26 protein-coding genes are annotated in these 21,687 nt (G+C 74.0%); 18 read left to right on the forward strand and 8 right to left on the reverse strand.

Annotated elements, in window-relative coordinates; all coding sequences use genetic code 11:
- Positions 1-337 precede the first annotated feature (337 nt).
- Positions 338-580: a cold-shock protein gene (locus OP18_RS48305; protein ID WP_033367192.1), complete on the forward strand. Its 243-nt coding sequence runs from the start codon at positions 338-340 to the stop codon at positions 578-580.
- Positions 581-604: 24 nt separating this feature from the next.
- Here the strand turns inward: OP18_RS48305 and OP18_RS58360 are convergent, their stop codons facing one another.
- Genes OP18_RS58360 through OP18_RS48320 form a run of 3 tightly spaced genes read right to left on the reverse strand, consistent with a single transcriptional unit; the run spans position 605 to position 3,348 of the window.
- Positions 605-1,315: a class I SAM-dependent methyltransferase gene (locus tag OP18_RS58360; protein ID WP_033367164.1), complete on the reverse strand. Its 711-nt coding sequence runs from the start codon at positions 1,313-1,315 to the stop codon at positions 605-607.
- 5 nt (positions 1,316-1,320) lie between these two features.
- The gene (locus OP18_RS58365) at positions 1,321-1,998 is read right to left on the reverse strand and encodes a DUF899 domain-containing protein (protein WP_033367165.1); all 678 of its coding nucleotides are present in this window, start codon (positions 1,996-1,998) and stop codon (positions 1,321-1,323) included.
- Positions 1,999-2,007: 9 nt separating this feature from the next.
- On the reverse strand, positions 2,008-3,348 hold the full coding sequence (locus tag OP18_RS48320) for an FAD-binding oxidoreductase (protein WP_052388482.1): 1,341 nt from the start codon (positions 3,346-3,348) through the stop codon (positions 2,008-2,010).
- 64 nt (positions 3,349-3,412) lie between these two features.
- Between OP18_RS48320 and OP18_RS48325 the strand changes: the two genes are divergently transcribed.
- Positions 3,413-4,288: a DUF6597 domain-containing transcriptional factor gene (locus tag OP18_RS48325; protein ID WP_033367166.1), complete on the forward strand. Its 876-nt coding sequence runs from the start codon at positions 3,413-3,415 to the stop codon at positions 4,286-4,288.
- Here the strand turns inward: OP18_RS48325 and OP18_RS54200 are convergent.
- A complete protein-coding gene (locus tag OP18_RS54200; RefSeq protein WP_052388483.1) occupies positions 4,281-5,543 on the reverse strand; it encodes a VWA domain-containing protein in 1,263 nt (420 codons plus the stop codon). The two genes, OP18_RS48325 and OP18_RS54200, sit on opposite strands and share 8 nt — an antisense overlap.
- A 135-nt stretch (positions 5,544-5,678) precedes the next feature.
- On the opposite strand from OP18_RS54200, the gene OP18_RS48335 reads away from it, so the two are divergent.
- Together OP18_RS48335 and OP18_RS48340 are read left to right on the forward strand one after the other, a co-directional pair.
- Positions 5,679-6,044 carry a hypothetical protein gene (locus tag OP18_RS48335; protein WP_033367167.1) on the forward strand — a complete coding sequence of 122 codons (366 nt, stop codon included), beginning with the start codon at positions 5,679-5,681 and terminating at the stop codon, positions 6,042-6,044.
- 74 nt (positions 6,045-6,118) lie between these two features.
- Positions 6,119-6,490, forward strand: coding sequence for a hypothetical protein (locus tag OP18_RS48340; protein WP_033367168.1), 372 nt, complete (start codon positions 6,119-6,121; stop codon positions 6,488-6,490).
- A 65-nt stretch (positions 6,491-6,555) separates the two neighbouring features.
- Here OP18_RS48340 and OP18_RS48345 read toward each other — a convergent pair whose 3' ends face one another.
- Positions 6,556-7,152: an HdeD family acid-resistance protein gene (locus tag OP18_RS48345; protein WP_081971779.1), complete on the reverse strand. Its 597-nt coding sequence runs from the start codon at positions 7,150-7,152 to the stop codon at positions 6,556-6,558.
- Between the two features lie 166 nt (positions 7,153-7,318).
- Here OP18_RS48345 and OP18_RS48350 point away from each other — a divergent pair, with 166 nt between their 5' ends.
- Positions 7,319-7,789: a hypothetical protein gene (locus tag OP18_RS48350; protein ID WP_033367199.1), complete on the forward strand. Its 471-nt coding sequence runs from the start codon at positions 7,319-7,321 to the stop codon at positions 7,787-7,789.
- 84 nt (positions 7,790-7,873) lie between these two features.
- On the opposite strand, the gene OP18_RS48355 is transcribed toward OP18_RS48350, so the two are convergent.
- On the reverse strand, positions 7,874-8,239 hold the full coding sequence (locus OP18_RS48355; protein ID WP_033367169.1) for a DoxX family protein: 366 nt from the start codon (positions 8,237-8,239) through the stop codon (positions 7,874-7,876).
- A 106-nt stretch (positions 8,240-8,345) separates the two neighbouring features.
- Between OP18_RS48355 and OP18_RS48360 the strand changes: the two genes are divergently transcribed.
- The 5 genes from OP18_RS48360 (at position 8,346) to OP18_RS48380 (ending at position 12,034) form a co-directional block, all read left to right on the forward strand.
- Positions 8,346-8,726, forward strand: coding sequence for a winged helix-turn-helix transcriptional regulator (locus tag OP18_RS48360; protein ID WP_033367171.1), 381 nt, complete (start codon positions 8,346-8,348; stop codon positions 8,724-8,726).
- Between the two features lie 91 nt (positions 8,727-8,817).
- Entirely contained in the window at positions 8,818-9,597 is a 780-nt protein-coding gene (locus tag OP18_RS48365) for an SDR family oxidoreductase (protein WP_033367172.1), read from the forward strand.
- Positions 9,598-9,644: 47 nt separating this feature from the next.
- Positions 9,645-10,187, forward strand: a complete 543-nt coding sequence (locus OP18_RS48370; protein WP_033367174.1) for a DM13 domain-containing protein — start codon at positions 9,645-9,647, stop codon at positions 10,185-10,187.
- 159 nt (positions 10,188-10,346) lie between these two features.
- On the forward strand, positions 10,347-10,985 hold the full coding sequence (locus tag OP18_RS48375) for a response regulator (RefSeq protein WP_033367175.1): 639 nt from the start codon (positions 10,347-10,349) through the stop codon (positions 10,983-10,985).
- Positions 10,982-12,034 carry a sensor histidine kinase gene (locus tag OP18_RS48380; protein WP_052388486.1) on the forward strand — a complete coding sequence of 351 codons (1,053 nt, stop codon included), beginning with the start codon at positions 10,982-10,984 and terminating at the stop codon, positions 12,032-12,034. Before OP18_RS48375 ends, OP18_RS48380 begins: the two co-directional genes overlap by 4 nt.
- 6 nt (positions 12,035-12,040) lie before the next feature.
- Here the strand turns inward: OP18_RS48380 and OP18_RS48385 are convergent, their stop codons facing one another.
- Complete coding sequence (locus OP18_RS48385; RefSeq protein WP_033367177.1) at positions 12,041-12,484, reverse strand: hypothetical protein; 444 nt, start codon at positions 12,482-12,484, stop codon at positions 12,041-12,043.
- Between the two features lie 114 nt (positions 12,485-12,598).
- Between OP18_RS48385 and OP18_RS48390 the strand changes: the two genes are divergently transcribed.
- The 4 genes from OP18_RS48390 to OP18_RS48405 are packed head-to-tail and all read left to right on the forward strand — an operon-like array spanning position 12,599 to position 16,562.
- Entirely contained in the window at positions 12,599-13,480 is an 882-nt protein-coding gene (locus OP18_RS48390) for an ABC transporter ATP-binding protein (protein ID WP_033367178.1), read from the forward strand.
- Positions 13,477-14,967 (forward strand): hypothetical protein, encoded by a 1,491-nt coding sequence (locus OP18_RS48395; RefSeq protein ID WP_033367180.1) that lies wholly within the window; start codon positions 13,477-13,479, stop codon positions 14,965-14,967. The genes OP18_RS48390 and OP18_RS48395 overlap by 4 nt, the downstream gene beginning before the upstream one ends.
- 54 nt (positions 14,968-15,021) lie before the next feature.
- Positions 15,022-15,531 (forward strand): SigE family RNA polymerase sigma factor, encoded by a 510-nt coding sequence (locus OP18_RS48400; protein ID WP_033367203.1) that lies wholly within the window; start codon positions 15,022-15,024, stop codon positions 15,529-15,531.
- A complete protein-coding gene (locus OP18_RS48405) occupies positions 15,528-16,562 on the forward strand; it encodes a hypothetical protein (RefSeq protein WP_033367182.1) in 1,035 nt (344 codons plus the stop codon). The genes OP18_RS48400 and OP18_RS48405 overlap by 4 nt, the downstream gene beginning before the upstream one ends.
- Before the next feature lie 27 nt (positions 16,563-16,589).
- Here the strand turns inward: OP18_RS48405 and OP18_RS48410 are convergent, their stop codons facing one another.
- Positions 16,590-17,366, reverse strand: coding sequence for a DeoR/GlpR family DNA-binding transcription regulator (locus tag OP18_RS48410; RefSeq protein WP_245635790.1), 777 nt, complete (start codon positions 17,364-17,366; stop codon positions 16,590-16,592).
- Between the two features lie 82 nt (positions 17,367-17,448).
- On the opposite strand from OP18_RS48410, the gene OP18_RS48415 reads away from it, so the two are divergent.
- The 4 genes from OP18_RS48415 to OP18_RS48430 all read left to right on the forward strand — a co-directional run bounded on the left by OP18_RS48415 (position 17,449) and on the right by OP18_RS48430 (position 21,575).
- Entirely contained in the window at positions 17,449-18,324 is an 876-nt protein-coding gene (locus tag OP18_RS48415; RefSeq protein ID WP_033367184.1) for an SIS domain-containing protein, read from the forward strand.
- Positions 18,325-18,332: 8 nt separating this feature from the next.
- Positions 18,333-19,181, forward strand: a complete 849-nt coding sequence (locus OP18_RS48420; protein ID WP_245635791.1) for a 1-phosphofructokinase family hexose kinase — start codon at positions 18,333-18,335, stop codon at positions 19,179-19,181.
- Positions 19,162-19,995, forward strand: a complete 834-nt coding sequence (locus OP18_RS48425; RefSeq protein WP_033367188.1) for a class II fructose-bisphosphate aldolase — start codon at positions 19,162-19,164, stop codon at positions 19,993-19,995. Before OP18_RS48420 ends, OP18_RS48425 begins: the two co-directional genes overlap by 20 nt.
- A gap of 104 nt (positions 19,996-20,099) precedes the next feature.
- Positions 20,100-21,575, forward strand: coding sequence for a DUF1996 domain-containing protein (locus OP18_RS48430; RefSeq protein WP_033367190.1), 1,476 nt, complete (start codon positions 20,100-20,102; stop codon positions 21,573-21,575).
- Positions 21,576-21,687: the final 112 nt, after the last annotated feature.

The raw sequence follows: 21,687 nt of genomic DNA on the forward strand, positions 1-21,687 counted from the left end.
CAACCGACCGTACCGAGCCGGACCTCAGCAAAGCTGAAACCGTTGTGTAGCAACGAATCCGGCTTCACTGAACCGTACTGCCGCGACTCCGTAGGTTCACGGAGGAGCTTGAAGCGGGCGCATGGCGTGCCATTCGCGTGCCAGTAACAGCGGTCAACCACGGACAATCAAGGGCAGCAACTCACCCCGGGCAAGGTAAGGAATGCCAGGTCAGAGCTGGTCAGGGCGATCCCGACCAGCCGCCTGATCCAATTCCTAAACCGTGTGTCGCAGGTTCGAATCCTGCCGGGGGCACCAGGTCAGCGGCATCGTCCACTCGGCGGAGCAGACTTTGAGGATGCAGAGCGTCGGGTTCGTGCGGGTCTTTCACCCCGAAGAAGGTTGGGGTGTCATCGACAGTTCCGAGGTGCCCGGTGGGTGCTGGGTGCACTTCTCCGCCATCCAGATGGACGGGTACCGGGCTCTGCACCAAGGCCAGCGAGTCGTGTTCGAAGCCGAGCCGGCCGACCAGGACGGGTACGCTTACCGGGCCGTCCACGTCCAGGTCGAACCGGCCACAAGGGCCGCGAAGGCCAAGTAAGGCCAAGTAAGGCCACAGCACCGGTCACCGGCGAGCGGTGACCAGCCAAGCGCGCGCGTCGAACCACACCCCGTCATCACCCAGGTGGGCCGCCAGCATCTCCCGCAACCGGTCCAGCGCCCCCTCCAGCGCAGCCTCGTCCAGGTGCCGCACCGCTGCGAACCGCCGCACCCAGGTCAGCGCCGCCGTCACCGAAGGGCCGTAGTACACCGGCTCGGCCACGTCGGTGAACCGCACGTCAACGAAGCCCGCCGAGGACAGCAGCAAAGTGGTCAGCGCGGGATCGCCGAGTGAGAACGCCGACTGCAGCGGCGATGTACCCAGAGCGCCGTGCAGCGACGTCGACCACGCGTTGTGCTCGTACGCCTGCCAGACCAGCATCACCAGGCGGCCGCCTGGACGCAGGGAACGGGCGATGTTGGCGAAGGCGGAGACCGGGTCGGCGAAGAACATCGTGCCGAAGCGGCTGATCGCCAGGTCGAACGCTGCCGTGGGGAAGGGGTACGTCTGCGCGTCGCCCTGGACGAACGTGAGGTTGGGCAGGTCGGCGGGGGCCGGCGCGACCAGGTCGATGCCTAGAGCGCTGCCGTCAAAGGCCAGCCGGGCCGCGTCGCGGGTGGTGGTGCCCGCGCCGCAGCCGATGTCCAGGACCCGGTCGGTGGGGCGGACGGACCAGGCCTGCCGCAGCACCGTGGCGTAGCGTCGCAGCTCGGTGTCGTAGTCGACCTCGGCCACGGTCGTCAGCCGGTGCCGTACAGGCGGGCCACGTCGGGCGAGTCGAGCCAGCCGCTGTACGCCGGGCCCTGGGGCCAGCCCTCCGGGGAGTTCTGCCACTCCTCCTGGCGGCCGTACGGGAGGATGTCGACCAGGGCGAAGGTGTACGTGAGCTGCTCGGTGCCGCGGCCGGACGTGTGCCAGGTGCGGTAGACGGTGTCGCCGTCGCGGAGGAAGACGTTGACCGCGAAGCCGCCGCCGGGTGGGGCGTCCACGTCGGCGCCGAACGGGCTGTCGGCGGTGGAGTACCAGGTCATCGTGTTGCCGACGCGTTTGGCGTAGGCGAGGGCGGCGTCGATGGGGCCCTGGGTGACGATGACGAAGCGGGCGTCGTAGTTGGCGAGGAAGTCCAGGCGGGTGAAGGACGACGTGAAGCTGGTGCAGCCGCCGCACTGCCATTCCGCGTCCGGGTTCCACATGTGGTTGTACACGATGAGCTGCGATTTGCCCTCGAAGATGTCGACGAGCCGGACCGGGCCGTCGGCGCCGGCGAGCGTGTAGTCGGGCATGCGGACCGCGGGGAGCCGGCGGCGTTGGGCGGCGATCGCGTCGAGCTCCTTCGTGGCGGCCTTCTCGCGCACGCGCAGCGCGGCGAGCTCCTTGCGCCAGGTCTCCAGGTCGACGACGGGCGGGACAGCAGCCATGCGAACTCCTCAAGCGTAGAGACCGAAAATACCGTCGGGGTCGTATTGAGCCTTGACCCGACGCAGCCGCGGCAGGTTGGCGCCGAAGTACGCCGCGGCGGCGTCGGGCAGGTCAGGGTCGGGGAAGTTCTGGTACACGCCGCCGGAGCGCCACGGCGCCGCCAGCCGGTCGGACCCGGCCAGCCAGTCCAGCGCCGCGGACGAGTCCCCCGGGTCCGCGGCGACGATGTGCTGCAGCAGGAACAGCTCGGCACGGTGCACGAACGCGGTGGCCTGCGCCGGCACCCGGTTGTAGGCGCCCCCCATCGGCATGAGGTCCAGCATGCGCCGTTGCCCGGGCCGGCGCCCGTCGAACAGGTGCCGGGTCAGCGCGGCGACCGCGTCACCGGGCAGCGCGCGGCCGACGAATCCCGATCTCATCCAGGTGTACGCCCCGCGAAGGCCCTCATCGGCGGCGGCCAGGATCCGTTTCGTCTCGCGGTGCGTGGCGCGCCGGCGCTCGTCGGACAGCGGCCGGCCGACCGCGGCGACGAGGTCGTCGAGCAGGCCGGGTCGCAGTGCGAGGGTGCCGACCACGGTGGCGTGCGGCGGCCGGGCGGGGTCGGCCGGGACCACCAGGTGCAGGCTCGCGGCGACGTCGTCGGGGGCGGCCGGTGCCCACGCCTGCCACGCTTCGAGCAGCGCCGGCGCGCTCCGCCCCGGCCAGGTGAGGCGGAAGCTGTGCAGCGCGGGCGCCGGTACGGTCGCGAACGTGAACGCGGTGACGGCGCCGAACCGGCCGGTCCCGCCGCGCAGCGCCCAGAACAGGTCGGGGTGGGTGTGCTCGTCGCAGGTGACGACCCGCCCGTCGGCGAGCACGACCTCGGCGGCCAGCAGCTGGTCGCAGGTGAGCCCGTGGCGGCGGCCGAGGACGCCGAGCCCGCCGCCGAGGGTCAGCCCGGCGATGCCGACGTCCGGTCCGCAGCCGGCGGGGACGGTGCGGCCGTGGGCGGCGAGGGCGTCGTAGACGTGGCCGAGCCTGGCCCCGGCGCCGACGCGGGCGGTGCCGCCGGTCACCGTGACGGTGTCCATCGGCGCGAGGTCGATCACGATGCCGGTGGTCGTGGACCGGCCGGCGAAGTCGTGGCCGCCGCCGCGCAGCACCGCGGGCAGCCCCGCGTCGCGGGCGAACCTGATCGCCGCGGCCACGCCGTCCGGGGTCGCGCAGCGCACCACCGCCAGGGGGCGCACGTGGTCGAACCGCGGGTCGGCCGGCCGGCGCAGCGTCTCGTACCGGGCCGACGGCGGCAGCGCCACCTCCTCGACGGCGCCGGCGAGCGCCGCCCAGCCGGCGGCCTTGACCTGTGTCATGCCGTCGACGGTACGGACGGGCGCGCGGGCCGCGCTTGAACAAATCGGCCAGTACGGTGGACCCGTGCCCCGTGCCGCGCACAGCTTCGTGGAACGGCTGCCGGACCCGGCGCTCGCCGGGCTCGTCAGCGCCGTGTACGTGCAGCGCGTCGAGCCCGGCGGCGCGCCGTGGCGGCACCGGCACGTGCCCAACGGCAGCGCGGAGCTGATCTGCCGGGTGGGCGGCGCGCCGGTGGTGCTGGGGCCGCTCACCGAGCCGGTCACGCGGGTGCTGGCACCGGGCACGACCGTGGTCGGGCTGCGGCTGCGGCCGGGTGCGGCGCCGGCGGTGCTGGGCATGCCCGCGTCCGAGGTCGCCGGTCGCGAGGTCGGCGCGGACGCGTTCTGGGGCGCGGCCGCCGCCGCGCGGGTCGCCGCCGCGCCGACGCCGCGGCTGGCGCTCGCCGCGCTGCAGGCGCACGTGGCCGGCCGCGGCGACACGCCCGACCCGCTGGTGGCCGCCGCGGTCCGTCTGCTGATGCCCCGGTACGCCGACCCGAACAAGGCGGCGGGGTACGCCGGCCCGAACGGGATGCCGGGGCACGCCGGCCCGGGCGGAGTGGCGGGGCTGACGGCGGCGTTACGGGTCTCCGAGCGCAGCCTGCGCCGGCGCTGCCTGGCCGCGGTCGGGATGCCACCGAAGACGCTGCACCGGCTGCTGCGGTTCCAGGGCGTGCTGGCCGCCGCGCAGCGGGCCATCGCGCAGGGCCGGGATCCCGGCGACGGCGGCCTGGCCCGGCTCGCCACCGACCACGGGTACGCGGACCACTCGCACCTGGACCGGGAGTGCCGGCGGCTGACGGGCACCTCGGTGCGCGCGTTCCTGCTGGAGACCGCCGAGCAGTGCGGCTGCGGGCACGACCACGCCGCCTCCTACGACGCGGTGCTGCCGGTCAGGTGACGATGCCGGCCGCGGTCGCGGCGCTGTGCCAGCGGCTGACGAAGGTGCCGAAGATCTGGCCGTACAGGTCGTCGTCGGACAGCAGGTCGATGTCGTCGATCGGCAGGAACCCCGCGTTGTCCACGACGCCGCCCCGGACGTCGTCCAGCCGGGCGAGGACACCGTAGTCGGCAACGCCGAGGCCCAGGAACATCCAGTACACCGGACGGTTGCTGGCGCGGACCAGCAGCTCGGTGATCTGCTTCTCGGCGTGCACGCCACCGTCGGACCAGAACAGCACCAGCGTCGGGTGCGGTGACGGCTCGGCCGCCGTCCAGTCCAGGATCTCCTTCATGACCCGGGGCTCGAAGTTGCCGCCCTCGGCGCGTTTCTTGTCGGCGGCCTGCCGGTCCAGGTAGTCGGCGGCGGTGGCGACCCGCACCGGCGCCGAGCGCACCGGGTAGTCGCCGAAGAACCAGACCTCCATCTCGCCGTTGTCGTCGAGCAGGTCGGCGATGACGACCATCCGCTCCAGCGAGCGCTGCATGACGCCGCTGCGGAACAGCTTCTTCGTCGAGCCGCTGCAGTCGATGGCGAGGACCACCCGGAACGTGCGCGCGTCCAGGCCGCTCTTGACGAGGGAGACGGCGACGGCGTACTTGCGCAGGTCGACGCTGGACGCCCCGGCGGCGGGCTTGGCGAGGCTGATCTGCCGCGCCTTCGTCAGCGTCACCACCGGCTGGGCGGGCACCGGGGGCTCGTCGTCGACGGTCAGGCCGACGTCGGTGATCAGCCCGCGCAGGCCGTCGGTGAAGCCGTCGCCGACGCAGCGCACCTTGATCGCGTCGCGGTGCCGGTAGACGTCGCCGACGATGAGCGCGTCCTGGACGTCCGGCCTGCCGAGGTCCAGGGTGTACAGCTCACCGGCGGGACCGTGCAGTGCCGCGCGCAGCCCCGGTACGCCGGCGAACGTGCCACCCGCGACGGTCAGGCCGATGCGGACCCGGGCGGTCGTGCCGGCCCACCCGCCGGGCGTGACGTCGAGGCGGTGCCGGGTCACCCCGCCGGCGGTCTCCGGCGGCGACCAGCGCGCCCCGGCGCCGTCGGGCTGGTTGTAGAAGACCATCGCCGCGTCGCCGGGCGCCCGGCCGTCCTCGTCGAGCAGGAACGCGACGAGGTCCACCTCCGGGCCGGCCGCGTGGCTGACCACGACGCTGTACGACGCCGCGGGTGGCAGCGCCGTGTTCTGCCCACGGGCGAGGATCGCAACGGTCACGCGGACGATTGCACCACAGGCCGTCCAGGGCCGGCGGCGGCGCGCTCATGCCGGCCGGGTGGCGTCGGCGCGGCGTCCCCGGCCGGATCGTGGAGGCGGAAAGAACACGTGTCCGCTGATCAAAGGGAGTGTTCCGTGACCAGTTCCACCGCCGAACGCAACCGCTCCGAGGTGTCCGAGCGGGAGGGCGACGAGGGGTCGCTGCAGCCGCTGCTGCTGGCGGCCCTCATGTCCCGCCGCGAGGAGCGCGGTGACACCCTGTTCGAGCACCCGTTGCTGATCGCCGCGCTCGCCCGTCGCCGCCGCGACGAGGACGGCGAGAGCAGCATCATCGAGCACCCGCTCCTGCTGGCCGCCCTCGCCAGGCGCCGCCGGGACGAGGACGAGGGCGGCATCATGGACCATCCGCTGCTGCTCATGGCCCTCGCCTCCCGCAAGCGGCGGGGCCGCAACATCGTCGACCATCCGCTCCTGCTGGCCGCGCTGATGGCCCGCGACTGATCCACCCGGCAGCGCCCGTCCCCCGGCCGGGGGGACGGGCGTTCCCGCTGATGTGAAGGAGGGAGGCACCCATCGTGGCGGCTGGCGAACCCGATCAACCGCAGCAGGTCGAGGCGCTGATCGACGAGCTGATCCTGGAGATCCTCGACCACGCCGAACAGGGACAGCCGGCGAAGGCGGCCGGCCGGGTCCATGCGGCGCTGCCCGGCGGCCTGCTCGACGGCGTACGGGCCACCATGGCACGCAGTTCCGGCGGTCCGATGCTGGAGCGGCTGCTCGTGGCCGAGGCCCTCGCCGGAGTGCTGGCCGACGCGCTCGCACCGGCGCTGGCCGAGGCGCTCGCGCCGAGGATCATGAAGGTCCTGGAGGGCGAGGAGCCGGCGGCCGGCACCGAGCCACCGGCGAAGACGCCGGCGGGCCGGTCCCGCAAGTCGGACTCGAAGTAGCGCGAAGCGACGGCGGTTCCCTGTGCACCCGCCGTCGCTTCGCCTTGTGCCGCTGGCACGCCCGTTCACGCAAGGGCCGCCGCGTCCCGGCGCATGATGAACGCGAACGCGACCTCCACGCACCCGATCACCAGGGCGCTGACCCCGGTGAGCAGCACGATCGCGGTGAGCGACGCGCCCGGCCACAGCACGAACACCAGCCCCGCGACGAGCGACACGACGCCGACGGTGACCAGCCACGTCCGCAGCCTGCCGTGCGCCATCAGCCCGACGCCGATCTCCGATATGCCGGTCAGCAACCAGGCCAGCCCGACGATGAACGCGAGGACCATCACCCCGGTGGCGACGTTGCGCAGGCACGCGACGCCGCCGACGACCATCGCGGCACCCACCACCCCGATCAGCAGCCGCCGCCCCATCCCCTGCTGCTCGGCCAGCGCCGCCGCGACCCGCATGACACCCGCGACCACCAGCCACAGGCCGACGAGCGCCCCGAGGACCCGCAGCGTCTCCCCGGGCCAGGCCAGCACGACGATGCCGAACAGCGCCGTGACCACCCCCACGGCGAGGGTCTGCCAGAACGGTACGGCCGCCACCCCCGACGACCCCTGCACGACCCCACGGCGCGGCGCGTCGCCGTGCCGCGCTGAAAACGTCGCCATCACTGCCTCCTCGTTCGTCCCACCACCCACGCTTCACCCGCCACCACGCCCCGCCCTCGCCCGCCGAGGGGGAGGCGCGACGGCGGGCTTCCGCAGCCGATCAGGACGGTGAACGCAGATGTGGCGAGGACCGCGCCGGCACCATCCGCTCGGGCACCGGCTCCGGGTGACCGGACCCACCGAGGAGAGCACCACCGCCGGCGTGTACGGCGTCATCATCGGCGCGGCCGTCATGGCCTCGTCCCACGCGGCGTCGGCCGGCGCGGTCATCGCGGCCGTGCTGGTCACGCTCGTCGTCTACTGGAGCGCCGAGCGGTACGCCCGCATCGTGGCCCAACGCATCCACGAGCGCCGGCGGCTGCACGCGCGCGAGGTCCGGCTGCAACTGACCACCGGCTGGGAGATCGTGACCGCCTCGACGCTGCCGGCGGCCGTGCTGGTCGGGCTGACCGCGGTGGGGGTCGCGCTGCGGACCGCGGTGATCTCGGCGCTGGTCTGCAGCGCGCTGCTGCTGTGCGTGGCCGGCTGGGAGGCGGGCCGCCACGGCCAGCTCACCCCGCTGGAGCGGCTGGTGTCCGCGGCGGTCGCCGGCGCCTTCGGTGTCGTCATGGTGCTGCTGAAGGTGACGCTGCACTGAACTGCCGGGCCTGCCGGGCCTGCCGAGCCTGCCGAGCCTGTCGGGCCGGCGCGCCGTTCCGGCGGTCCGGCGGCGCGCCGGTGGTCAGTGCCAGGTGGTGCCGAGCCAGGCGGCCGCGGCGGCGGTGAGCAGCAGCACGATGTTGAGCCCGATCAGCCGGGCCTCGCCCCGCGACACGTGCACCGCGATGCCCCCGACCTGGATGAGCACGAGCCCCACGGCCGCGGCCACCGCCAGCCCCGGCAGGATCCCGGTCAGCGGCGGCAGGATCAGCCCGGCCGCACCGAGCACCTCCAGCGCCCCGATCGTCCTGACCAGCGGCATCGGTACCCGGTCGACCCAGCCCATCATCGGCAGCAGCCGCTCCTGGCTCTGGGCGACCTTCTTGCCGCCCGCGTACAGGTAGAACACCGCGAGCAGCCCGCCGACGATCCAGTACGCGATCTCCATGACGCCTCCACCAGGATGGTTACCACTCGTAAGTGACCAGATGATGCGGCACTATCGGAGGGCGTACAAAAGGCACACCGCTGTTCGTGAGGCACAAGGGGCTGTCATGTCGCAGTACGAGCACACCTGCATGATCCGGGGCGACGGCGGCCGGACGATCCGCGCGATCCTCGACCAGATCTGCAACAAGTGGACGCTGCTGATCGTGGCCACCCTGGACCGGGGCACCCTGCGCTTCACGGACCTGCACCAGCAGATCCCGGGCATCTCGCAGCGCATGCTGACGCTGACCCTGCGGCGCCTGGAGCGCGACGGCCTGGTCGCCCGGCAGGTCTACGCGGAGGTCCCGCCGCGGGTCGAGTACACGCTGACCCCGACCGGCAAGAGCCTGATCCCACCGGCGCTCGCCCTCGCCGGCTGGGCGATCGAGCACGTGCCGCACATCGAGGCCAGCCGGGCCGCGTACCAGAGCCGCGACGGCGACTGACGGTCGGCCGCCGCGCGCCCTGGGCGCTGCTGTCACATTCGCCGGTCCTCGCGGGTCTCAGCGGCAGACCCACGAACCCGAGGAGCCCGACATGACATCGACCACGCTGGTCACCGGCGGCACCGGCACCATCGGCCGGCTCGTCGTGCCGCTGCTGCGCGACGCCGGCCACACCGTGCGCGTGCTCACCCGGCGCGGCGGCCGGCCCGCCGACGGCGTCGAGCACGTCACCGGCGACCTGCTGGACGGCCGGGACACCGCCGCCCTGGTACGCGGCTGCGACACCGTCCTGCACCTGGCCGGCGGCCCGAAGGGCGACGACGTGGCCACCCGGCACCTGGTACAGGCGGCGGCCGAAACCGGCGTCCGGCACCTGGTCCTGATCTCCGTCATCGGCGCCCCCACCATGCCGATCGGGTACTTCCGCGCCAAGCGCGGCGCCGAGGAGGCGGTCACCGCGGTGCCGTGGACGACTGTGCGGGTGGCGCAGTTGCACGACCTCGCGTACACCGTGGTGTCGAAGCTGGCCCGGCTGCCGGTGATCCCGGCCCCGCGCGGCCTGCGCTTCCAGCCGGTCGACGCGCACGACGTCGCGGCGCGCCTGGTGGAGCTGACCCTCGGCGCGCCGGCCGGCCTGGTGCCCGACCTCGCCGGCCCGCGGACCTACGACCTCGCCGAGCTCACCCGCACCTACCTGCGCGCGACGGGCCGGCGCCGTCCCCTCCTGCCGGTCCGCCTGCCGGGCGCCGCGGGCCGGGCGTACCGTGCCGGCGAGAACCTGGCCCGCCCCGGCGCGACCACCGGCACCGGGACCTGGGAGGCGTTCCTCGCCGCCACCCTGCGGTCCGCCACAACCGTAAGCAGCCGGTAAGCGCGAACACCTGGCCACGATCCGGCGGACCCGGTTCACTCGGTCCCATGACACGCAGACCGATCACCTGGCTCGTGGCCGCCGCCCTCACCGCGGGCGTGGCGTTCGGCCTGTACTGGTTCGCGCCGTGGCGCCTCTTCACCGACACCACCGTCAACGAGACGCTGACCGACACCGCCGTCACCACCTCTTCTCCCGCGTCTTCGGCGGCTTCGGCGGCTTCGACGTCGGCCGCGGTGCCGGTCGTCGTGTCCCAGGGCTCGTTCATCACCCACGAGCACGACACGTCCGGCACCGTCCGGCTGCTGCGCCTCCCCGACGGCACCCACCGCCTGGAGATCGCGGCCCTGAACACCTCCGACGGCCCCGACCTGCGCGTCTGGCTCACCGACCAGCAGGTCGTCGCGGGCCGCTCCGGCTGGCAGCTCTTCGACGACGGCCGCTACGTCGAACTCGGCAAACTCAAGGGCAACAAGGGCGACCAGGTGTACGCGATCCCCGCCGGCACCGACCTGACCGGCCTGCGCTCGGTCACCATCTGGTGCAAACGCTTCTCCGTCTCCTTCGGCGCCGCCGAACTGGCTGCCTGAACGCCTCGCTTCGACTGAGCGAGGCCGGCGGAAGCGGGTCGAGGACGTGCGGGCGGTCGTCCATCAGCACATGAGCCGCTGGGTGCAGGACGATGCCGGCGTTCGACCACCGTCATGAGCGTGCCGTCGACGGGGTGGGCGCATCTAGGCTGCTGAGGTGTGACCATCCGTGTGCTCATCGCCGACGACCAGCAGATGGTGCGGGACGGACTGCGGCGGATTCTCGGTGCCGAGGACGGGATCGAGGTCGTGGCCGAGGCCGGTGACGGGGTCGAGGCGCTGCGGCTCGCGCGGGAGCTGGTGCCCGACGTGGCGCTGGTGGACATCCGGATGCCGCGGATGGACGGGCTCACGCTGACCAGGCACCTCGCCGGGGGGCCGACGCGGGTCGTGGTGGTCACGACGTTCGACCTGGACGAGTACGTGTACCCGGCGCTGCGGGACGGGGCGTCCGGGTTCCTGCTCAAGCGGTCCGGGCCGGCGCTGCTGGCGGAGGCGGTGCGGGCCGCGTACGCCGGGGACAGCCTGATCAGCCCGTCGATCACGGTACGGCTGCTGCGGCACGTCACCGGGCCGCGGCCGGAACGTGCGAAGCCGGTGGAGGCGCTCACCGAGCGGGAGCTGGAGGTGGCGGCGCACGTCGGGGCGGGGCGGACGAACGCGGAGATCGGGGCGGAGCTGTTCATCTCGGCGGGGACGGTGAAGACGCACGTGGCCGCGATCCAGCGCAAGCTCGGCGTCCGCAACCGGGTGGGCATCGCCGTGTGGGCGTGGGACACGGGCACCGTGGCGCCGTGACCGTCAGGCGGGTCCTGCTGCTGGTGGCCGTCGGGCTGCTCGGGCTGTGCGGGCTGCCGCTGACCGGGGCCGCCGGGATCGTGCCGGCCGTTGCCGCGGTCGCCGTGGTGGCGGTCGCGGTCCTGGCCCGTTCGGCCCGGCCGGCGGTCGCCGCGGCGCTGGTCTCGGTGCTGGCCGACGTGGTGTACCAGGGGCCGCCGCAGCCGCCCGCGGTGTGGGCGCCGTTCGAGTTCGTGGCGTTGACCGTGCTGCTGGTGGTGCTGGCGCGGCGCGGGCCGGCGTACGCCGTCGCGGTGGTCGGCGTGGCGGTGACCGCGTTGCCGGCGCGGATGTCGCTGCACGTGCCCGGGGACCGGGTCGAGGCGACGGTGCTGCTGGTGGCGGCGGCGTTCGCGGTGGCGGTGTGCGCCGTCGGGGCCGGACTCCACCTGCGGCTGGGTGACCACCGGCGGCGGCTGGCGCAGGAGCGGGCCCGCCGGGAGCACCGGCTGGACCTCGCCCGGGACCTGCACGACCTGGTCGCGCACGAGGTCACCGGGATCGTGGTCGCGGCGCAGGCGGCGGGGCTGGCCGACATCGAGGCCGCGGGGCTGCGCGCGCTGGAGGCCATGGACCGGATGGTCGGCACCCTGCGCGGCGCGGTGTCGCAGCGGGTCCACGGCATCGGCGACCTGCCCGACGTGGTGCGGCGCTTCTCGTCCACCGGTACGACCACCGCAAAACTCGACATGCCAGAAATACCCGCAATGTCGGGAGAGGCCGGCAAGGCCGCCTACCACGTGGTGGTCGAAGCCCTCACCAACGTCCGCCGCCACGCCCCGGCCGCCACCGTGGTGACGGTGACCGTGCGCGTGCGGCGGCAACCACAAAGGGTCGAGCTGGAGGTACGGGACAACGGCGGCGGGCCGAAGCCGAGCGGGCCGCGGACCAACGGCGGCGGCACCGGGCTCGCCGGCCTGCACGAGCGGGTCACCGCCCTCGGCGGCGACCTCACCGCCGGCCCGCACGCCACCGGCTGGCAGGTGACCTGCCACCTGCCAGCCGGTTGAAGAGGCTCAGGCGTCGCCGGACAGGGCGATCACCAGGATCAGCCCGAAGATCAGGATGAACGGCACGCACAGGCCGATGATGCTGATGGGCCGGGCGAGCAGCCGCTTGCCGGGGTTCATCGGCTGGCGGGCGCCACCGTACGGCGACGGCTGCGGCGGCGCGAGGCTGGCGACCTTGCCCCGGTTGATGATGTTCCACAGCACGATGAACGGCGTGATGACGAACGACGCGTAGCCGTACCAACCCTGGATGAGGGTCTTGGAGGTCATCTCACGGAACGTGGCCATGCCGCAGTCGCGGCAGAACGGTCCGTCGACGTGGCGGAACTGCATCATGATGATCATGCCCCGGTGGCCGCGGAACTTGGTCTGCGCGGTGGGGACGTTGTTGCAGAAGCGGCAAGGGGTGAGCTGCGCCGTCTGATACTGCTGCTGGAGCGGCATGGACATGGGTTTTCCTCCCGTGGAAGGGCAACAGGCTACGACATCCGCGGCGGCGGTGGGGGGCACCGGCTCTGCCGTTCGGCAGATGTGCGCCGGGCCGCGGATCGCGACGCTGGGGGCATGCTCGAACTGATCGACATCACGAAGGTCTACGACGGTCGCAAGCGCGCCGTGGACGGCCTGACGCTGCGCCTCGGGCCGGGTCTGGCCGGGCTGCTGGGGCCCAACGGGGCCGGGAAGTCCTCGCTGCTGCGGATCGCGGCGACGGTGACCCGGCCGACGGGCGGGCAGGTGCGCTTCGACGGCGCCGACGCGGTCGCCAGGCCGGGCCCGCTGCGCCGCGCGCTGGGCTACCTCCCGCAGGACTTCGGCGTGTACCCGCACCTGACGGGCCTGGAGTTCCTCACCTATCTGGCGGCCGTACGCGGGATCTCGGGGCGCTCGGCGAAGGCGCGCATCGGCGAGCTGCTGGAGCTGGTCAACCTCGCGCACGCCGCGAAGCGGCCCCTCGGCGGGTACTCCGGCGGCATGCTGCGACGCATCGGGATCGCCCAGGCGCTGCTCGCCGACCCGCGGATCATCGTGGTGGACGAGCCGACGGCGGGCCTGGACCCCGAGGAGCGGGTGCGCTTCCGCAACCTGCTCAGCGACCTGTCCGCGGACCGGACGGTGCTGCTGTCGACGCACATCGTCTCCGACGTCGAGTCGGTCGCGACCAGGATCGTCGTCGTCACCGGCGGGCGGGTCCGCTTCGACGGCGAGCCGGACGGCCTCGTACGCGGCGTCGCCGGGCACGTCTGGGAGCTGGCGGTGCCGCCGGCGGAGCTGGCCGCCGTCCAGCGGCGGCTGCCCGTGACCCGGCTGATCCGCGCCGCCGGGCACGTCAGGGTGCGGGTCCTCGCCACGCACCGGCCGGCACCGGACGCGACGCCGGTCGCCCCCGATCTGGAGGACGCGTACCTCGCCGTCGTGCACCGCTCCAGGACGCAGGTGGCAGCGTGAGCGCGCTCGGGGCGCTGGCGGTGGCCGACTTCCGCGAGCGGGTGCGGCGCCCCGCGTACCTGGTGATGCTGATCTCGGCGGTCGGCCTGGGCCGGCTGGCGGTGCCGCCGGCCGGCTCGCGGTGGGTGGTGCTCGACGCCGGCGGCGCCCGTGGCCTCTACACCAGCGGGTACGTCGGCCTGGTGACGGCGCTGACCAGCGCCCTGTGGCTCACGCTCGTCGGGTTCTACCTGGTGCGCGACGCCGTCGCCCGGGACGAGCGCACCGGCGTCGGGCAGCTGCTCGCGGCCGGTCCGCTGCGCACGCCGGTGTACCTGGCCGGCAAGTTCGCCAGCAACCTGCTGGTGCTCGGCTCGATGGCCGGGACCATGGCGGTGACCGCGCTGGCGCTGCAGCTGCTGCGCGGCGAGTCGCGCACCGTGGACCCCCTCGCCCTGCTGGCGCCGTTCGTGTTCCTGGCGGTGCCGATGCTGGCGGTGACCGCCGCGGCGGCGCTGCTGTTCGAGGCGACGCCGGTGCTGCGTTCGGGCTTCGGCAACGTGCTGTGGCTGTTCGTCTGGATGGCCGGCGTGATCGGGGGCCAGTCGGCGTCCGCGCCGCTGGGCGGCCTCGGGGTCGGGCAGCTGGCGGGCACGATGCCGGCGACCGCCGGCTCGTTCGGGCTGGGGCTCATGTACGTCGACCGTCCACTGCGGACGTTCCGGTGGCCGGGGTTGCCGCTGGACGCCGGGTTCGTCGCGCAGCGGGCGGCGGTGACGCTGCTCGCGGTGGCGGTGGCGCTGCTGCCGGCGCTGTGGTTCCACCGCTTCGACACCGCCGGCCGGGCGGCGGGCGCCCGGTCGTTGCCGGAGCCGCACACCGTCTACACAGGACCGCCCCGGACGGCGGCGGTCGCGGGGTCCGCGACCGGCCGGCTGCTCGCCGCCGAGGTCCGGATCCTGGTGCGGGGCGCGCCATGGTGGTGGTGGGCGGGCGCGGCGCTGCTGGGCCTGGCGGGCCTGGCCGCGCCGCCCGGGCCGGCCCTGGCGCTCGGGTGGATCTGGCCGGTGCTGCTCTGGTCCGGCCTGGGGACTCGCCGTGAGGCGGCGGCGATCCTGGCGGCCTATCCGGCGCCGCGCCGGCGACTGGTCGCCGAGTGGGCGGCGGGGGTACTGCTCACCGCCGCGACCGGTGCGGTCCCGGCGGCCAGGATGCTGGTCACCGGCGACGGGCCGGGCCTGGCCGCGTGGACCGCGGGCGCGCTGTTCGTGCCGGCCCTCGCGCTGACCCTGGGCACGCTGACCGGCGCGCCGCGGACGTTCCAGGCGGTCTACACGGCGCTGTGGTACCTGGTGATCAACGACGTCGCGGCGCTGGACTACATGGGGGCGCTGCGCGCCGCCGGCGGCCACCCGGCGGGCCCGCCGGCGCCGCTGGTCGCGGCCGCCGCGCTGGCCCTGTTCGCGGTCGCGTTCGGGTTGGTGCGGCTGCGGCACGCGCGCCGCTGAAGGTTTTCCTCCACCGGGCAGAACATCCGGTGCGCGTGGGAGCGTCTGTTGGACGTGACATTCGAGGAGTTCGTGCACAGCCGGGGCGCCGCCCTGGTGCGCTTCGCCCGGCTGCTCACCGGCGACGAGCACCGGGCGGACGACCTGGTCCAGGAGGTCCTGGCCAAGGCGTTCGTGCACTGGCGCCAGGTGGCCGCGGCGCAACGCCCCGACGTGTACGTCCGGCGGATGCTCGTCAACGCCAACAGCTCCTGGTGGCGGCGGCGCTCCAGCCGGGAGGTCGCCGCCGCCGAGCCGACCCCGGCCGGCGGGCCCGCGGCGGCCGAGGACATCGGCACCGCGGTCGCCGCCCGCGACGAGCTGTGGCGGATGGTGCTCGCCCTGCCGGTCCGCCAGCGGGCGGTGCTGGTCCTGCGCTACTACGAGGACCTCGACGACGCCGCGATCGCCGAGATCCTCGGCTGCACGACCACCACCGTCCGGACCACCGCGCTGCGCGGCCTGACCACACTGCGCACCCGCCACCGTCCCGTCCCCGACGACCTTCCGAGGAGCGCCCGATGAACGACCAGCTCGAGCAGGACCTGGCGGCCGCCTTCGGCGAGCACGCCGGCGGCGTCGTGGACACCGACGTGCTCGCCGGCGCCGCCGCCCGCCGCGGGCGGCGCCTGCGGGCCAGGACCTACGCGGTGCGCTGCGCCGCGGCCGCCGTGACCGTCACGGTCGTCGCGGCCGGCGCCGCCGCGTACCGGTCCCCCGCCCCGCCCACCGCCCCGGGCGCCTCCGCCTCGGCGTCGCCGGCGGACCTCGACTGGACGCTGCACCCGCCGCCGGGCGGCTGGTCCGTGCCCCCGCCGGTCACCGCCGGCGGGGCGGCCGACCCGTCGAAGGTCGGCACCGACCCGTCGCTGCTGCACTTCACGGTCGACTGGTTCGCCGTCGACTCCCCGTACACCACCTGGCGCTCCACCGCGGGGATCGAGACGATCTCGTTCAGGCGGGACGGCGCCGGCTACCGGGTGTCGCTGACGAAGGACGCCGCACTGCTCGACGAGGACCTGCTGGAGCGGGGCCCGGGCGAGCCCGTCCACGAGCGCTGGCAGCCCGCCCCCGGGGTGTGGGCCCAGGTGTACAGCCGCGGTGTCCCGGCCGACGACGTCGCGCGGGTCAGGGCCCGGGTCCGGCTGGACACCACCCTGCGGTGCACCACCCCGATCCAGCTCAGCACCCTGCCGGCCGGCGCCCGGCTGCTCGGTTGCGAGACCACGCTCGCCGGCGTGGACCTGCCCGGCAGGCTGCTGTTCTCGCGGCTCTGGGTCGGCGAGAACACCGTCGACCGCGCCGAGATCGTGATGAGAGGCAGCGACCCGTCGCCGTCGCCGGGCACCCTGATGATCAGCGGCCGGCCGGCGCGCGTGTTCACCGACGACCGGTTCCGCCCGAGCGTGGAGTTCCCCGACTGTAACGGGCTGACGGTCACGCTGTCCGGCACCGGGACGTACCAGGTGCCGGTGCTGACGCTGCTGGCCGAGGCCGTGCGGGTCGGGCAGCACCCGGCGGACCCGGCGACGTGGGCGGACCGCCCGACCCCCTGAGCCGCCGGGCATGCACCACGGCAGCCGTCAGGCCTGCACCACGGACACCCCCGCCAGGCGGATCGCCTCGAGCTCGGCGGGGTCGGCGCCGGCGTCGGTGACCAGCACGGACACCGACGCCAGGGGCGCGATCGCGGCCAGGCAGTTGCGGCCGGTCTTCGAGCCGTCCGCCACCACGATCACCCGCTCGGCGCGGCGCAGCATGGTGGCGTTGGTGTGGGCCTCGACGTCGTCGTGGGTGGTGAGGCCGCCCGCCGCGGTGATGCCGTCCACGCCGATCACCGCCACCTGCAGGTGCAGCCCGTCGAGGGTGCGGTCGGCGATGGGGCCGACCAGCTCGTACGACTGCGTCCGGGTCACCCCGCCGGTCATGATCAGCTTCAGGCGGGGGCGCAGCGCCAGCTCGGCGGCGATGTTGACGGCGTTCGTGACGACGGTGAGGTCGACCCGGGTGGCCAGCAGCCGGGCCAGCAGGTGGGTGGTGGTGCCGCCGGTCAGGCCGATGGTCAGCGGGCCGTGCGGGAGCAGCTCGAAGGCCCGCCGGGCGATGCGCGCCTTCGCCTCGCGGTGCTGGCCGGCGCGGTAGCGGACCGGCAGCTCCGCGACGGCGAGCGACGGCGACGCCGCGACCGCGCCGCCGTGGGTGCGGGCGAGCAGCTGCTGGTCCTCGAGGCTCTGCAGGTCGCGGCGGATCGTCGCGGTCGACACGCCGAACTCGGCGGCGAGGTCACCGGCGTCGATGGCGCCGTCGCCGGAGACCCGGGACAGGATCGCGGCGACACGCTCGGCGCGGCGACGGCTCACGACGCGACAAACGTGCAGTTCAGAATGTCCACTTGAGCAAGATACCTTGTGACACGAACAGGAAACGCGCAACCCTGGGCGCATGACGGACACCGCGAAGGAGATCGCCAGCCAGCCAGAGACGTGGGCGCGGGCCCTGGACGTCGACGGCGCCGCGCTGGCCGCACCCGGGGAGCGGGTGCTGGTGCTGGGCTGCGGCACGTCGTGGTTCATGGCGCAGAGCCTGGCCGAGCTGCGCGAGGCCGCCGGCTTCGGCGAGACCGACGCCGTGTGCGCCTCGGAGTTCGTGCCGCGCCGCCGGTACGACCGGGTCATCGCCCTCACCAGGTCGGGCACGTCGACCGAGGTGCTCGAGGCGCTGCGGCAGGTGCCCGCGGGCACGCACCGGGTGGCGGTGACGGCGGTGACCGGCGAGCCGGTCGACGGGCTCGTCGACGAGCGGATCCTGCTCGACTTCGCCGACGAGCGCAGCGTCGTGCAGACCCGGTTCCCCACGACGCTGCTGGCGGTGGCCCGGCACGCGTACGGCGAGGACCTGTCGCACCTGGTCGCCGACGGCGAGGCCGCGCTGGCCGCGGACCTGCCGGGCGACCCGGCGGCCACGGCGCACCTGGTGTTCCTGGGCACCGGCTGGACCGTCGGCCTGGCGCACGAGGCGGCGCTGAAGGTGCGCGAGGCGGCGCAGGCGTGGGCGGAGTCGTACCCGGCGATGGACTACCGGCACGGCCCGGTCGCCGTGGCCGGGGAGCACAGCCTGGTCTGGGCGTTCGGCGCGGTGCCGGGCGCCCTCGACGAGACGGTCCGCGGCGCCGGCGCGACACCGGTGCGCAACGGCCTGGACCCCCTCGCCCAGCTGGTGCTGGCGCAGCGGTTCGCGGTCGCCCTCGCCACGCACAAGGGGCTCGACCCGGACCGGCCGCGGCTGCTGACCCGTTCCGTGATCCTGACCCAACCATGATCGTCACGGTGACGCTGAACCCCGCGCTGGACCTGACGTACACCGTCGACGCGCTGGTGCCGCACGCCACGCACCGCGTCGGTCAGGTGGCCGAGCGGGCCGGCGGCAAGGGGCTCAACGTCGCCGGGGTGCTGCACGCGCTCGGCGAGCCGGTCCTCGCCACCGGGCTGCTCGGTGGTGCCACGGGCGCCGCCGTCGCGGCGAGGACCCGCCCTCCGCACCGGTTCACCACGATCGCCGGCGAGACCCGGCGGACCGTGACGGTGCTGGACGGCGTCGACGCGACCGGGCTGTGGGAGCCGGGACCGGTGGTCACCGGCGAGGAGTGGGCCGCGTTCCGGACGCTCTACACGGACCTGGTGCGCGGCGCCGCCGTGGTCGTGCTGTCCGGGTCGCTGCCGCAGGGGCTGCCGGTGGACGCCTACGCGCAGCTGGTCCGCCTGGCTCGGCGGTACGACTGCCGCAGCGTGCTGGACACGAGCGGTGCGGCGCTGCGGCTCGGCGCCGCCGCCGGCCCGGACGTGGTCAAGCCCAACGCCGACGAGCTGCGCGCGCTCGGCCCCACGGACTCGGCGGTCGTCGAGTCGCACGGGCCGCGCGGACTGATCGCGCGCACGCCGCAGGGGGCGTGGCGGGCCGCACCGCCGGAGGTCGTCACCGGCAACCCGACCGGCGCCGGCGACGCGTGCGCGGCGGCCATCGCCCGCGGCCTGCGCGACGGCACCCCGTGGCCGCGGCTGCTCGCCGACGCGGTCGCCCTGGCCGCCGCGGCGGTCGTCGCGCCGGTCGCCGGCGAGATCGACGTCAACCACTACCGAGCAACGAAGGAACGGGTCCATGTTCAGCCCCACGGGTGAGATCGTCGAGGCCGCACGGGCGGCGGGCGTCGGTGTCGGCGCGTTCAACGTCATCACCGTCGAGCACGCCGAGGCGATCGTCGCCGGCGCGGAGGCCGCGGGCCACCCGGTGGTGCTGCAGATCAGCGAGAACGCGGTGAAGTTTCACGGCGGGCGGCTCGGGCCGATCGCGGCGGCCGCCCGCCGGGTCGCAGAGCTGGCCGCGGTCCCGGTGGGGCTGCACCTGGACCACGTCGAGGACGACGAGCTGTTCGACCAGGCGGCGGCGCACGGGTTCGGCTCGGCGATGTACGACGCCTCCCGGCTGCCGTTCGCCGCGAACGTGGCGGCGACCAGGGCGGCGACCGCCCGCGGGCACGCCGCCGGGATCTGGGTGGAGAGCGAGCTCGGCGAGGTCGGCGGCAAGGACGGGGCGCACGCGCCCGGGGTGCGCACCGACCCGGCGGAGGCGTCGGCGTACGTCGAGGCGACCGGCGTCGACGCGCTCGCCGTCGCGGTCGGGTCGAGCCACGCGATGACGAGCCGGACGGCGGCGCTCGACCACGCGCTCATCGCCCGGCTGCGCGACGCGATCACCGTGCCGCTGGTGCTGCACGGCTCGTCGGGCGTGCCGGACGACGAGCTGCGCACGGCCGTCCGGGGCGGACTGGTGAAGATCAACATCGGTACGGCGCTGAACATCGCGTTCACCGGCGCGGTCCGCTCGGCCCTGCGGGACGCCGCCGTGGTCGACCCGCGTCGCTACCTGAAGGCGGCGAGGGCGGCGATGGCCGACACCGTGACGCACGCGTTGCGGGTCGTGACCGAGCTTTAGGCCACCTTTACGTTCGACTTATATCTCCCGGGAACGCTTGAGAGAGCGCTCTCCCACTGCCTACGGTCGCGGTGCTCGCTCAACCGATCGCTACCGGAGGGCTCATGCCGACCCAGCGGCAGACCAGACGACGCACCCTGCTCGCGCTCCTCGCCGTGCCGGTGGTCGGCGCGGTCGCCACCACCGTCATCGTCACCACCACCGCGGGCGCCGAACAGTCCGACACCACCGGCCTGGTCCAGGCCGAGGCGTGGAGCGCGCAGTCCGGCGCCAGGACCGAGAACACCGGCGACACCGGCGGCGGCAAGAACGTCGGCTGGCTCGCCGACGGCGACTGGATGCGCTACGACGGCGTCGACCTCGGCGGCACCGGCTCCCTGACCGCCGGCGTCCGGGTCGCCGCGGCCAGCCGCGCCGGCGGCACCGTCGAACTGCGCGCCGGCACGCAGACCGGCGAGCTCATCGCGAGCTACCCGGTGGGGTACACCGGCGGCTGGCAGGCGTGGACCACGAAGACCGCGGTCAGCGCCACCGCGCTGACCGGCAGGCAGACCGTCTTCGTCGTGCTCCGCAGCGACCAGGCGGGCGACTTCGTCAACGTCAACTGGCTGCAGTTCACGCGCACCCCGACCGCGACGGTGCCCGGCTCCCCGACCGGCGCGGGCACCGGCGGGGCCACCGGTGGCGCGACGAAGCCGCCGACGAGCACGCCGCCGGCGCCGCAGACCGGCTGGCCGGCCGTCGACCCGGCGAAGCAGGCCGCGGACACCGCGGCGTTCTTCGCCCGCAAGCCGAAACCGGTCACCAACAACCCGGTGAAGGTCCCCGAGTTCAACGCGCAGTGCACGGTGAGCCACCACAACAACGACGACCCGATCGTCTTCCCGGGGCTGGCCGGCGCCGCGCACAACCACACGTTCTTCGGCAACAGGACCACCGACGCCAACTCCACCGCGGAGAGCCTGTTCGCCGGCAACACGACCTGCAACCCGACGGGCGACCACTCGGCGTACTGGATCCCGACGCTGTACCAGAACGGCAAGGTCGTCGACCCGAAGGGCGCGGTCACCGTCTACTACGGTTCGCGGCTGAAGGACCCGAGCAGGACCCAGCCGTTCCCGCTCGGCCTGCGCATGATCGCCGGTGACGCGAAGACCCAGACGGACACGCCCGACAAGCAGGGCAACCACTTCTGGTGCGCGGGCATCGGCGGGGCGACCGGCCGGACCCCCGACGGCGAGTACCCGGTCTGCGCCCCGACGGCCGAGCTGGTCCGCCAGATCACGTTCCCCGACTGCTGGGACGGCGTGCACCTGGACAGCCCCGACCACAAGTCGCACATGGCCAACGGCGACTACACCGGCGCCTGCCCGAAGACCCACCCGGTGCCGATCCCCTCGGTGTCGTTCGTCATCGCGTACCCGCTGAACACCAACACGACCGGGATCACGCTGTCGTCCGGCAACGGCTACTCGATGCACGCGGACTTCTTCAACGCGTGGGAGCCCGAGGAGCTGGCCCGGCGGGTCCGGGACTGCCTCGACCAGGGCTACAAGTGCAACTCGGCGGGCAACTTCTAAGCGCCTGATCAATAGTTCTGTCCGTAACCCTCGGGCAGCCAGGGTGAGGTCCAGGGCGCTGCGGTGGTGAGGTTCTGGTCGTGGGTTCTGTTGCGGAAGAACGCGTGTGCTT

Source organism: Dactylosporangium aurantiacum, from assembly GCF_000716715.1.
In the GTDB taxonomy this organism is placed as follows: Bacteria; Actinomycetota; Actinomycetes; order Mycobacteriales; family Micromonosporaceae; genus Dactylosporangium; species Dactylosporangium aurantiacum.